Source organism: Aliikangiella sp. G2MR2-5 (assembly GCF_015687155.1).
Taxonomy (GTDB): domain Bacteria; phylum Pseudomonadota; class Gammaproteobacteria; order Enterobacterales; family Kangiellaceae; genus Aliikangiella.
The window spans coordinates 473,982-486,652 of sequence record NZ_JADPQF010000004.1; the positions used below are offsets into that span (position 1 = coordinate 473,982).

Annotated in this window: 7 protein-coding genes and 1 tRNA gene; 5 read left to right on the top strand and 3 right to left on the bottom strand. The window is 42.6% G+C overall.

Translation table 11 applies throughout. From position 1 onward, the window contains the following. Positions 1 to 3: 3 nt before the first annotated feature. Positions 4 to 1,305 carry a malic enzyme-like NAD(P)-binding protein gene (locus IYN84_RS15170; protein ID WP_196140084.1) on the bottom strand — a complete coding sequence of 434 codons (1,302 nt, stop codon included), beginning with the start codon at positions 1,303 to 1,305 and terminating at the stop codon, positions 4 to 6. Between the two features lie 158 nt (positions 1,306 to 1,463). Here IYN84_RS15170 and IYN84_RS15175 point away from each other — a divergent pair, with 158 nt between their 5' ends. Continuing rightward, positions 1,464 to 1,928 carry a GNAT family N-acetyltransferase gene (locus IYN84_RS15175; RefSeq protein WP_196140085.1) on the top strand — a complete coding sequence of 155 codons (465 nt, stop codon included), beginning with the start codon at positions 1,464 to 1,466 and terminating at the stop codon, positions 1,926 to 1,928. A gap of 17 nt (positions 1,929 to 1,945) precedes the next feature. Beyond that, complete coding sequence (locus IYN84_RS15180) at positions 1,946 to 2,614, top strand: adenine nucleotide alpha hydrolase (RefSeq protein ID WP_196140086.1); 669 nt, start codon at positions 1,946 to 1,948, stop codon at positions 2,612 to 2,614. A gap of 67 nt (positions 2,615 to 2,681) precedes the next feature. Here IYN84_RS15180 and IYN84_RS15185 read toward each other — a convergent pair whose 3' ends face one another. After that, positions 2,682 to 3,767 carry a PA0069 family radical SAM protein gene (locus IYN84_RS15185; protein ID WP_196140087.1) on the bottom strand — a complete coding sequence of 362 codons (1,086 nt, stop codon included), beginning with the start codon at positions 3,765 to 3,767 and terminating at the stop codon, positions 2,682 to 2,684. Positions 3,768 to 3,992: 225 nt separating this feature from the next. Between IYN84_RS15185 and IYN84_RS15190 the strand changes: the two genes are divergently transcribed. Further along, a complete protein-coding gene (locus IYN84_RS15190) occupies positions 3,993 to 7,232 on the top strand; it encodes a S41 family peptidase (RefSeq protein ID WP_196140088.1) in 3,240 nt (1,079 codons plus the stop codon). A gap of 95 nt (positions 7,233 to 7,327) precedes the next feature. Here the strand turns inward: IYN84_RS15190 and IYN84_RS15195 are convergent. Then, positions 7,328 to 7,414, bottom strand: a tRNA-Leu gene (locus IYN84_RS15195). 256 nt (positions 7,415 to 7,670) lie between these two features. Here IYN84_RS15195 and IYN84_RS15200 point away from each other — a divergent pair. Continuing rightward, the gene (locus IYN84_RS15200; protein WP_196140089.1) at positions 7,671 to 9,431 is read left to right on the top strand and encodes a diguanylate cyclase; all 1,761 of its coding nucleotides are present in this window, start codon (positions 7,671 to 7,673) and stop codon (positions 9,429 to 9,431) included. 98 nt (positions 9,432 to 9,529) lie between these two features. Continuing rightward, positions 9,530 to 12,658 carry an efflux RND transporter permease subunit gene (locus IYN84_RS15205; RefSeq protein WP_196140090.1) on the top strand — a complete coding sequence of 1,043 codons (3,129 nt, stop codon included), beginning with the start codon at positions 9,530 to 9,532 and terminating at the stop codon, positions 12,656 to 12,658. The last annotated feature ends 13 nt before the right edge of the window (positions 12,659 to 12,671 follow it).

The window sequence follows — 12,671 nt, forward strand, 5'->3', positions numbered from 1 at the left end:
GATTTATTTATTCTGTATAGCTTTCGCGTAGACTGAGTCCACAACTGCCTGGTGTGCTTCTTTGTTTAAGGCTGACGGTACCAGCGCATGCTCCTTTGCCAAACTGGACAAAGTTTCCGCGGCAGCTATCTTCATTTGATGAGTAATCGTTCTCGCGCCAGCATTGAGAGCGCCTCTAAAAAGCCCCGGGAAAGCGAGCATATTATTAACCGTTTTACCGTCTGTTGCGAAAGCTGCGCCGTTTTCAAGCGCTAGTTCAGGTTCAATTTCCGGATCCGGATTGGTAAGTGCCATTATTATTTGGCCCTTTCGTACCATTTCAGGCTTGATTAGTCCTTTAACTCCAGTGGTGGCGACGACGATATCTGCTTTTGCCATTATCTCTTCAAGACTACTCGGTGTGCCTCCCTGACCGCGAAGTTTCTTTTTTGCATCCTCACTGATATCTGCGCCCATGACATCTTTAACGCCATAGTCGAGAAGCAAATTACAAATTCCCATTCCCGCGGCGCCAAGGCCTATTTGACCAAAAACCTTATCCTTAATATCTATTCCTAGTCTTCTCGTTGCCGTTAACAATGCCGCAAGAACAACGATTGCTGTGCCATGTTGGTCATCATGAAAAACAGGTTTGTTCAGACGTTGCATTAATTCTTCTTCAATTTGAAAGCATTCCGGGGCCTTAATATCTTCAAGCAAAATGGCCCCAAAAGAAGGAGATATTGCTTCGATTGTTTCTATAATACGCAGGGGATCATTTTCTTTAAGTAAAATGGGAACTCCTGAAATATTAACCAGCTCTGAAAAGATTGCTGCCTTGCCTTCCATTACCGGTAATCCTGCTTCTGGTCCGATATTTCCAAGGCCTAAAATTGCTGAGCCGTCTGTTACTATAGCAACGGTATTTTGTCGATTCGTATAATCTTTAATTTTATCGGGTTCGGCCTGAATTGCTTGACAAACTCGGGCAACGCCGGGTGTATACACATCACGTAGAACATCTAGTGAAGAAAGCTCAATGCTTGACTGGGTTTTGATCTTTCCGCCTTTGTGGCGATTAAATACTCGGTCAGATTTACCGACTATTTGGGTCTCAGGCAACTTGTTTATTTCATCCACCAGAAGTTGCATATCAAAGGTATCATCATACTCAATAGTGATCTCCCAAATTGTGTCTCGATAAAGGCGTCTTACCGCGTTCAAACCTTCAACAGTAATACCAAAGCTTCCAACGATGGCTAAGACTTTGGCCATATTCCCTGGTTGATGAGGGGCTTCAACGAGAAGTATTTCTACTATTTTCATACTTTTTTCCAATAAGGATGATTGCCTAAAAGCTTAGCAGAGCTGATTTTATATACAACGACAGAATACTTATATCTGATATGAGAACTTCTGATAGCCGTTGATTTTGGGAAGGTGCTGAATTAATCTGAGTGATATCTATTTTTACCAGGTGTTCTATGAATAACTTAATCTTAAGAAGAGCAGAACCTTCCGACATGCCAGTTTTGTTGCAGTTTGAACAGGGGATTATTGCCGCTGAGAGGCCCTTTGACCCAACTTTAAAAAATGGGCACATCAATTATTACGACATTGGTGAAATGATAGTCAGTGATACAGCCGAAGTGCTGGTTGTTACCGCAGAAGATAATATTGTTGCTTCAGGTTATGCCAAGATCAAACAATCTAAAGATTACGTCGAGCATGAAAGTCACGCTTTTCTTGGCTTTATGTTTGTCTTGCCGGAGTTTAGAGGAAAAAGGGTCAATCAGATGATAATTGACGGACTGACTCAATGGGCTAAATCCAGAGATATCAGCGAGATTCGACTGGAAGTTTATGCTGAAAATGAGGCCGCTATCCGGGCCTATAAAAAGGCAGGGTTTTACGAACATATTGTAAGAATGCGTGCAAAAATCGATTAACTTTATTGAAATATTTTATGAAAAAATTGAAAACAGTCGTTAGCTGGTCATCGGGAAAAGATTCTACTTTGACCTTGCTTAGATTACTCGAGAATTCAAAAATAGAAGTTGTTGCTCTTCTTACAACTCATGTAGGTGAGAGCATTCCGTTTCAGGCGACACCAGTCGATGTGGTAAAAGAACAAGCCAAAGCAGTTGGATTACCTCTGATACTTCAGGAGCTGCCAGAAGTTTTTCCTTCAAATGACATTTATCAATCATTAGTCGTTGACGCAATAAGATGTTGCGGATTAGATGTAGAAGCTGTAGCTTTCGGAGATATGTTTCATAATGGAATCGCTGACTATCGGCGTAGCTATATCGAACCGGCCGGATGGCAATGTATATTTCCATTGCTAGGTGAAAAGCCTTTGGATCTGGCACAGGAAATTATTCAAAGAAATATCAAGACTTTTCTTTCAACGGTAGACACAAAACATCTTGATGGAAACTTTGTTGGCTGTGAATATGATTCATCGTTTCTCAACAAGCTTCCCGATAACATTGATCCCTGCGGTGAAGACGGTGAGTTTCATACACTGGTTTATGACGCACCCTGCTTCGATTTTCAATTAAGTCTGAATAAAGGAGAAGTCGATCGAAAAGGTCGTTACCACTCCCAACAGATTAGTATCAACTCAAACTAGGGTTATCTGTTTGTTCAATATTAATCTGTGATTACCTAATAATATCTTGCCAGCCTTCTGAAGTTAGCTAAAACAAAGTTAACTGGTTGTGGTTAAGCTCAGCAGAAAATTGTGCAGTGTTTAATATTTCATTTTGTCTTCTCTCTATGCCATGTTTTATACAGGCCAGAGAGAAGCGTTTTTCAATGAGTTTGGCAAAAATGCCTTCACCGGACATTCGTTTGCCATATTCGGTATGGTTTAGCTGACCTTTACGCAATGACTTCAGGTAGTTTAATACTTTTCCTTTTTTCAAAGGGTAGTGATTGTCGAGCCATTCTAAAAACAGGGGGCGAACCTCATGCGGTAAGCGCAAGATAATATAGGCCGCTTTTGATGCTCCCTGCTGAGCAACTATTTGAATAATTGATTCCAGTTCATGATCGTTAATCGCTGGAATTATTGGAGCGATTAATGCGGTGACAGGGATATCTGCAGCTGCAAGGGTTTGAATAGTAGCCAGCCTCGAGTTTGGACTCGCTGTCCTGGGCTCAAGCTTTCTTTTTAAATTATTGTTCAGTGTAGTCATGCTGACAGCTACAGAGACCAGGTTTTGTTTTGCAAGTTCTGAAAGTAAATCTATATCTCTACAGATTAACTGGCTTTTAGTAATGAGCGAAACAGGGTGCCGATATTCGAGGCAGCACTTCAACAGGTTTCTGGTTATTTCCAGTTTTTTTTCAGCGGGTTGATAGCAGTCGGTGTTTGCGCCGATACATATGGGCTTGCATTGATAGCCCCTTGACTGAAATCTTTTTTTCAATAATTCGACTGCATTTGATTTGTAAATGATTTTTGATTCAAAATCATAGCCTGGGGAAAAATCCCAATAAGCATGTGTAGGTCTGGCATAGCAATAGATGCAACCGTGTTCACATCCTCGATACGGATTAATGCTGTATTCAAATGGAACATCGGGAGAGCGATTGCTTGATATGATGGTTTTACTTTCTTCTCTTATGAGCTCGGTCAAATCTGACTGGTCACAGTCTTTTTCTGTAAACCACCAGATATCCTGTTCTTCGACTAAATCGAGCGAAACAGTCTCGTTCTTTTCAAATCGATGATGAATATTTTGCGGGGTAGCCCGGGTCTTATATTTACTGGACGTCATATTCAAAGCTTAGCACAAATGTTTGAATTGAACTACTTGTATAAGTAGTTTTTTGCGGCGCTGCAATGAGTTCGCGGTTAACTTTATTGTGTCTGACTGACTCAGAACTGTGTCAACCGGGGCCTTTTAAGCTGAAGCCTATGGTATCCTGTCAAGTTTCGAGTTATAAACGGTGTTTTGCTCGACTCTCGTCAGTTATTAACAATTAAATCAAAGGAAGGGATAATGAAAAATTTTGGGCTCCCTAATAGTCTTGTCACTATTGCGGTTGCTGGCTCTTTAGGTTTTATGAGCAGTATTTCGCAAGCTGAAGAATCAACTCGTTTATTAAGATTTGCAGATATCCATAAAGACAAGGTTACCTTTGTCTATTCTGGAGATATTTACATAGCCGACATTGATAGTGGCAAATCAACTCGATTAACTTCGCATATTGGCTTCGAGACCTTTCCAAAGTTTTCCCGAGACGGTAAAAAAATCGCGTTTGCCGCCGAGTTTGATGGTTCGCGTCAGGTTTATACCATGGATATTGATGGTAGTAACATTAAACAGTTGACCTATTACAATGATGTCGGGCCAATGCCACCTAGAGGTGGCTACGATTATCGTGTGATGGACTGGAGTCCAGATAATCAACATGTTTTGGTCAGGGCAAACCGACTGCCGTGGGGGCCGAGAATGGGGCAACCTTATCTGGTCCCTGTCGATGGCGGAATGGCAAAGCCGTTGGCAATTCCTGAGACTGGAGGTGGCATGCTTTCGCCGGATGGGAGAAAGTTTATTTATACTCCCATCGATCGAGAGTTTAGAACCTGGAAACGCTATCGCGGAGGTCGTGCTCAGGATGTCTGGATTTATGATCTGGAAAAGAACTCGAGCGAGCAGTTGACTACTTTTAAAGGTACTGACAATCAGCCTGTATGGGTTGGTGATCAAATATATTTTCTCAGTGATCGAGATTACACATTGAATCTTTATCAATATCAAAAAGGACAGAAGCCGAAGAAAGTAACCAATCACAAAAATCATGACTCTTTGTGGGCATCAGCTGGACCTGAAGCGATAGTGTATGAAAATGATGCATTTTTGTGGCGATTTGATCCAGAGAGTGGAACAAGCAAAAAATTGAATATCAAGGTCGAAGGAAACTCACAGCATTTGATGCCGCAGTATAAAAATGTTGCCGCCCAAATAGAGTCGATGGATATAAGTAACGACGGTAAGCGAGCGGTATTTGGAGCGCGAGGAGAAATCTTTAGCGTACCTGCCAGCAAAGGTGAAATAAGAAATATAAGCAAGTCTCCAGCAGCCAGAGAGATTAGCGTGAGCTGGTCGCCTGATGGACAAAGTCTTGCCTATTTGAGTGATAAAAGTGGCGAATATGAAATTTATATCCGCTCACAAAACGGACAGAGTGAAGCGAAAAGGTTAACAACTGACGGAAATATTTGGCGGTTCGCCCCTGTCTGGTCTCCAGACAGTAAAAAAATTGCATTTAGTGATAAAAACCAGACGCTCTGGGTGGTTGATATTAAATCTGGAAAGCTTAGCAAGCTCGACAGGTCTCACACTAATGATATTGTGGACTATCGCTGGTCTCCTGATAGTCAGTGGCTTGCCTATACCAAACTGGAGGATAGCGGCTACGGATCGATCTGGCTGGCAAATGTCAATCGTAAACAGGCTAGTCAGTTAACAGATGAAAGTACTAGCGATCAGGAACCTGTTTTTTCAAGTGATGGTCAATATCTATTTTTCTTATCTAATCGAGACTACAATCTGGAATTTAGTAGCTATGAATTTGATTATTTGTACAACCAGGCGACTCGAGTTTATGCGGCTCAGTTAAATAGTCTGGCTCCGCCTCTCTATCCCTTTGAAAGTGACGAAGTTGGTAAAAACAATGACCCAAATACAAAAGAAAAAAAATCGAAAGAAGTAAAAATAGATTTCAAGGGCTTTGCCTCCAGAGTTATTGCTCTTCCGGGGGATGCTGGAAATTACACCAACCTACAAACTCAGGGCGATAAAGTATTTGTTATTAAAAATAACAATAACGAAAATGCTTTGCTGTTGATTGATCTGAAAAGCAAAGAAAAAGGTCAGGTTATCGCTGAAGGCGTTAATGATTATTCTCTCGCGCAAGACGGTGGCAAATTACTGGTGAGGGCCGGAAATGATTACGCAATTCTGGATGCAAAAGCAAAGCAGAATGTTGCCGAGAATAAGTTAGATCTTTCTCATTTATCTATGCTCATTAATCCTAAAGTTGAATGGCAGCAAATGTATGTGGATGGATGGCGAATATTAAGAGACTGGTTTTATGATCCTAATATTCATGGCATGGACTGGGTTGGCGTAAAAAATAAATATCAACCCTGGGTTGATGCGGCGACTCACCGTACGGATATGGATTACACTTTCAGCGAGATCGCCGGCGAGCTCAATTCTGGACACGTTTATGTAAATCATGGTGATATGCCGAGAGCAGAAAGCCGCAGTCATGGTTTGCTAGGGGCTGAAATTGTTGCAGATAAAAGTGGGTATTTTAGAATAGAAAAAATATTTTCAGGTGAGAACTGGCATGATGCTTTTCGTTCTCCTTTGACCGAACCCAGTGTCAGAGCTGCTGAAGGAAACTACATTCTTGCAGTTAACGGAGTTTCGACCAAAACAGTAAATAACTTCTATCAGCTTATGCGGGATACGCAGGGAAGGACTATTGAACTAAAGCTAAATTCCAGCCCTCGTAATAAAGGAAGCTGGACAACCTATGTCAAGCCGATTGCGCGCGAAACAAACCTTCGTTATCTGAACTGGGTCAACGAGCGAGCTGCTATGGTTGAGAAACTGTCAGCTGGGCGAATTGGATATTTACACTTGCCCAACACTGCGGTGGAAGGCAATCGGGAGCTGTTCAAAAGATTCTTGCCGCAGATAACCAAAGACGCACTAATTATCGATGATCGCTACAATGGCGGAGGATTTATTCCCGACCGAATGATAGAGCTTCTTTCCAGAAAAACTTTAAATTATTGGAAGTTCAGAGGACTAAAACCGAACGCAACGCCGCTTGTTGCGCATGATGGCCCTAAAGTTATGTTGATCAACGGCTATTCAAGTTCCGGTGGCGACGCATTGCCTTACTATTTCAAAAAACAGGGACTCGGCAAGCTCATAGGCACTCGAACCTGGGGCGGGTTAATTGGCATTAGTGGTAATCCAGGACTTGCAGATGGTGGTCTTTTGCTAGCCTCTACCTTCAGGATTATGAACACAGAAGGTCAGTGGGTAGTTGAAAATGAAGGCGTTTCACCCGATATTGAAGTCATCGATCGACCTGAACTTATCCATGCAGGGAAAGACCCAAGCCTTGAAAAAGCTGTCAGCGAGTTGCTTGAAGCGTTGCAAGAAAACCCCAGATCGAGCATTAAGGCACCAGCTGCGCCGGCTCAATTTAAATAACAAAGGTTAAACCTGTCTTCCAGAAGTGTGCTGATAGTTTTGAGGTGTACTTCTGGAGGGGTAAATATGATTGGCTTGAGCTCAGAGCCTTTACATGGTGCCCAGGGGCGGACTCGAACCGCCACGACCAGAAGGTCACCAGCACCTGAAGCTGGCGTGTCTACCAATTTCACCACCTGGGCATATTTAGTGGATTTTATCTATTACTTTGCCTATAGAAAACATCTGCTATTGGATGAAGCCAGGCTTCCCATGTCTAAGGTTAGGGACTGGTAATCCATGCTGCAGCTCGCGAACTATACTTTCAGCATCTTTTGCTGTCAATCTGAGAATGAGTTTTATGACATACTCAGAAGTTTCGATTATCGACCCAAGCTTTTATTACTGGTATGATTGACTGATATTTGAGCAAATCAACCTGTTGTTTAGGGGAAGCGATTGTCTGACCGCGTTTTTACCATTTTCTTCTGGATATTGTTAACAAATATTTTGTTGGCCAATGGCTTGGTAAAAGCAGAAAATTTGCAGGAATTTGTTCGTGATAACCAGAATAAACCTGCAGATATAGTCGATAAGCTGAAACAGTTACCCCATGCTTCCTTTTCCGACTTTTCTCCTCAACTACTTTCAAAGCTGAGTTATGCAAGTGCCGTTACGGTAGACATTCCGCTCACTTTAGAGTTGACAGAAATATTGTTAGACAAATCTCGTCAGTTAAACGACGCCCGACACATGAGCCATGCTTATTATAACAGGGGGGCTGTATACGCGCTATCTGGGAGACAGGATCTGGCTCTTGACGCACTGTTGTTATCACTCTCAAGTCTGCAAAATGGGGAATACCCAAAAGAAGAGGCAAAGGTTAAAGGTGGACTTGCATTGATTTATGTCGAACTAGGTGAGTACAGTTTGGCGAGTCCATATTTCGAAGAAGCGATCAGTTTTAACCGAAAAGCCGACGATAAAATGACACTAGCAAAGTTATTGCAAAATCGTGGCTTTATGAGAATTCTTCAAAAAGAATATAGCAGAGCAAAAGCTGATCTTGTCGAAGCTATTCATATTTCAAGAACGCTACAGCTAACCTCAAATTTTCCAGTGTTGTTCAAGAATCTCGGGAAAATTGAGTTAGGGATGGGAAACTCTGAAGATGCGCTGGTACAGTTTGAGTTAGCTCTTTCCACTTCGGAAAAAGCCAAGTTACCTCACTTGCAAAGTGAAATTCGAAGAGAAATAGCGGAGCTATATGTTTCTCGGAATGAAGTACAAAGGGCACGACAAAATGTTCTACTTTCGATCGAAATCGGACAGAAATACCAGCTGGTAAAGCAGTTAGCCGCAAGTTTTGCATTACTGGCGAAAATTGAAGCTTTGTTGAGTCGCTATGAAGCTGCCTATCAAGCCAAACTAAAGTCAGAAAGCTATTTTGAGGAAATGGGGAATACAAGGATTGCGGCAAACTTGTCACGTCTGGACCGGTATACAACCCGTTTAAAAGAACAAAGTGAAAGAGCATTATTGGAAAAAGAGAAAAAAATTGCCACGCTTGCTGCTGAACGAGAAGCATGGTTTAAGAACTTCTTTATTGCTGTAGCAACAATTGCTATTTTGATGACGGTATATTTTATCCGCCGATTTAGCCATTCAAAAAAGCAAGCGGTTATGTTTGAAAAGCAAAGCAAAATAGATCCGCTAACCGGTGTCTGGAATCGACGCGCAGGTGAAGCTAAGTTAGAAAGGCTATGTAATCGAGAAAAAGGAAGCGTGACAGTATTCTCCATTGCCATGCTGGATATCGATCATTTTAAGCGAGTTAATGATAAGTTCGGCCATGATATAGGTGATAAGGTTATTAAATCTGTGTGTAAAATTATCGAACAAAATTTGAGACCCACAGATATGATGTGCCGTTGGGGCGGAGAAGAATTTTTGCTTATCCTGGAAAACTTTGATGCCAAACACGCCTCATTCGTATGTGAGCGTATTCGTAGAACTATAGAAAACAGTCAAATCAGACCCGTTGGGGATCTGACCGTGAGCATTGGTATATCAATGTTTGACGACGACGATATCTATGATTTGGTTAAAAGAGGTGATCAAGCGCTTTACCACGCTAAACACTTGGGAAGAAATCGAGTTGTGGTAAGAAACAAGGCTGTCGCTTCCAGTTTTGTCGAGCAGCTGCAGATATTTGAATAATTTTGTTACGTTTTTGTATAACAAGTAACAACAATAGAGAAGATCATTTCCCCTAAATCAACCAGAATTAAGTTTTCAGTTTCTGGATTGTCTTCTGCATGAACCTCTCTCGCTCGTCTGTTGATAACCCCGCGGTGGTTTTAGTGGTTACCCTGTTGGTGTTGGTTTTTGGCTTTATCGGTATGATTAGCCTGCCAATTCAATTGACGCCGAATATTGAACAACCTCAAATTAATATTGGTACGGGATGGCGAGCTGCTGCACCAGAAGAAGTTGAATCCGTCATCATTGAGCCGCTTGAAAATGCGGTAAAAAATACGCCCGGAGTGATTGATGTCACGACCAATGTTCGCCGTGGTGGTGGCAATATATCGCTGACTTTCGAAACCGGTGCAGACATGCAACGCGCTATGCTTGATGTCATTAATAACTTAAATCAAGCGCCTCCTCTGCCGCTGGATGCGATCGAGCCTGTTGTTTCTGCCGCAGGTACAGGACCACAGGCGCCCAATGCTGCTTCACTTTTAATTCGTCCCGCTGAAGGCAGCGAAATTGAGGATATAACTCTTTATCAGTCTCTAATTGATAATGTTGTCCAACCGAGGTTAGCCAGAATTCAAGGTGTTGCCCGAGTTAACCTGAACTCTGTACGTCCAAAGGAGCTAAGGATAACTTTTGACCCATATAAAGCAGCTTCTCTTGGGCTTCAAATAGGACAAATAGCTAATACAATTTCGCGCGCCAATGATGTTTCAGGTGGATTTGCAGAAGTGGGCAGGCGCAACTATACCGTTCGGTTTGCGGGCCAGTTTCAGGTCGATAATCTTGAAGAAATGATTCTTGGATACAGTGATGATCGTCCTGTTTATCTAAAAGATGTCGCAACAGTGGAGGAAACTCGGCAAGATCGCGTGGCATTCACTTTAAGAAATGGCGCGCCTGGATACTATATTACTGTGCAGCAGGCTAATGGTAGCAATACTGTTGTGGTATTGGATGAAATTAATCGAGCGATTAAGGAGTTAAACGAGGGACCCTTGAAGGAAGTAGGGTTGGCCATTGATTTGAGCTTTGATGCTTCGGTTCATGTTCGCAATGCGCTGAATCTGGTGAAGTCCAATCTTGGACTTGGAGTTTTATTGGCGCTAGGTATTCTCTGGCTGTTTTTAAGGGGTCTTAAACCGACACTAATTATCGCTACAACAATACCTGTTTCTCTCGCGGTGGCATTCCTGGTTTTGAATCTATTCGAGCGAAGTCTTAATGTGATTTCGTTAGCCGGTTTAGCATTTTCTGTAGGGTTAGTTTTAGATGCAGCAATAATCGTTCAGGAAAATATTGTTCGGCTTCGCGCCGAAGGAATGAGCGATCGTAAAGCCGTTATAAGGGGAACAATGCAGGTCACAGGAGCACTCTTTGCATCGACCGCAACCAGTATTGCGATCTTTTTACCGATCATGTTTATGCAGGGAATAGAGGGACAACTGTTTTCTGATTTAGCTCTGACTCTTTCAGTGGCTGTTTTGGCGTCTCTAGTTACCGCGATCAGTTTATTACCGGTAATCAGCCATTTTTGGTTAACCCGTTTTAACTCGACTGATCCTTTTGCTTCCTATTGGGATAAAATTACTGCGTTAGTTATGCGCTTAAGCAATACCAATGTGAAAAGGGTCGGCTGGATAGCAGGGTTACTTGGTGGTTCTGCTCTGGTGACTCTAACCTTGTTACCTAGAACCGACTTTATGCCGCGCGCACCTATTGATGGTTTCTTTTACTCGTTGAATATGCCTCCGGGCGGAAATCTGGAGTTCATTGAAGCTGAGTTAGCTTCCAGGGTAAAAGAGCGACTGGCCCCCTATTATCAGGGAGAGAAAGAGCCCAAAATTAAAAGCTATAATTTTTATGCTTTTGGTCCTGGTGCTTCCGGAGGATTTATCTATTCCGATGATCCTCGACGCGTTGAAGAGTTGATGGAAGTAATAAGAACTCAGGTTTTCAGTGACTTGCCGGATACTCAGGTCTTTTTGTTTCGTGGTTCAATGATAAATGTAAACGGTGGTGGTAACGGTCGCAACATCACTATTGATTTGCAAGGACCCGATATTGAAAAGTTGATGGATGCAGCACGGGTAGGGCTCGCAGAAATTAACAAGGCCTTGCCAGGAGTTGGCGCGCGTCCAGTACCCGGACTAGCTCTGGCAGAACCTGAACTTCGTTTGTTGCCTAAAGATCACCGTATAGTACAGGCCGGGATTGACAGACAAACCGTTGCCAATTCTGTGCGAGCGTTTACCGGTGGCCTTTTTGTCAGTGAATATTTTAATGGTAATGAAAGGATGAATGTCATCCTGCGAGCTGATAAATGGCAAAATCCTGATGAATTGGCAAGTATGCCAATTTACACTCCCAATGCCGGAATTCAAACGATTGGCGAGCTGACAGATATTCAGCGAACCGTCGGACCGAGTCAACTACGACGAGTTGATGGCAAGCGTACCGTTAGTCTGATTGTCTCTCCGCCTGGAAACATGTCACTTGAAGAAGCGATAGAGTCTCTGGAACAGAAAGTTATTCCTGAAATAGATAAACTATTGCCGGAAAATGCCGCAATTCAGCTGTCCGGAAATGCCAATCGTATGGCGCAGGCAATTAAGGAAATGGGACAGAACTTTGTTTTGGCATTACTGATCCTATTTTTGCTTATGGGGGCACTTTTTAAATCCGCCAAGGACAGTGTACTTGTTCTTCTTGTTATGCCGCTCGCAGTGGCCGGAGGAGTCATTGCATTGGCGCTACTTAACCTGGTTACATTTCAGTCTCTCGATCTTTTAACAATGATCGGATTCATTATTCTACTGGGACTGGTTGTCAACAATGCTATTTTACTCGTTGATCAAACTCGCGTTGCAGAAAAGAGAGGAATGACCAAGTCGCAGGCAGTGAGCCATGCGGTAAGGGTAAGAGCAAGACCTGTTTACATGAGTACTCTCACCAGCCTCTTCGGTATGTTACCGCTGATGCTTATTCCAGGTGTTGGTGCTGAAATTTATCGAGGACTTGCAACCGTAATTGTTGGTGGAATGGGGATTAGTGCCATTTTTACCTTAATCCTAATGCCGAGTTTGCTTCAACTGGAATTTGGTCGAAATAAAATTTATAGCCAGCGTGAAAGTGAAACAACAAGAGTAGACGAGTCGCGGTCTGTATCGTCTACGAGCCAGATTTAATATGCAGGAATTA

What these genes read in the sequence shown, in the direction of transcription:
- IYN84_RS15170 (WP_196140084.1), bottom strand. Translation starts at nt 1,305, where the DNA reads ATGAAAATAGTAGAAATACTTCTCGTTGAAGCCCCTCATCAACCAGGG.
- IYN84_RS15175 (WP_196140085.1), top strand. Translation starts at nt 1,464, where the DNA reads ATGAATAACTTAATCTTAAGAAGAGCAGAACCTTCCGACATGCCAGTT.
- IYN84_RS15180 (WP_196140086.1), top strand. Translation starts at nt 1,946, where the DNA reads ATGAAAAAATTGAAAACAGTCGTTAGCTGGTCATCGGGAAAAGATTCT.
- IYN84_RS15185 (WP_196140087.1), bottom strand. Translation starts at nt 3,767, where the DNA reads ATGACGTCCAGTAAATATAAGACCCGGGCTACCCCGCAAAATATTCAT.
- IYN84_RS15190 (WP_196140088.1), top strand. Translation starts at nt 3,993, where the DNA reads ATGAAAAATTTTGGGCTCCCTAATAGTCTTGTCACTATTGCGGTTGCT.
- IYN84_RS15205 (WP_196140090.1), top strand. Translation starts at nt 9,530, where the DNA reads ATGAACCTCTCTCGCTCGTCTGTTGATAACCCCGCGGTGGTTTTAGTG.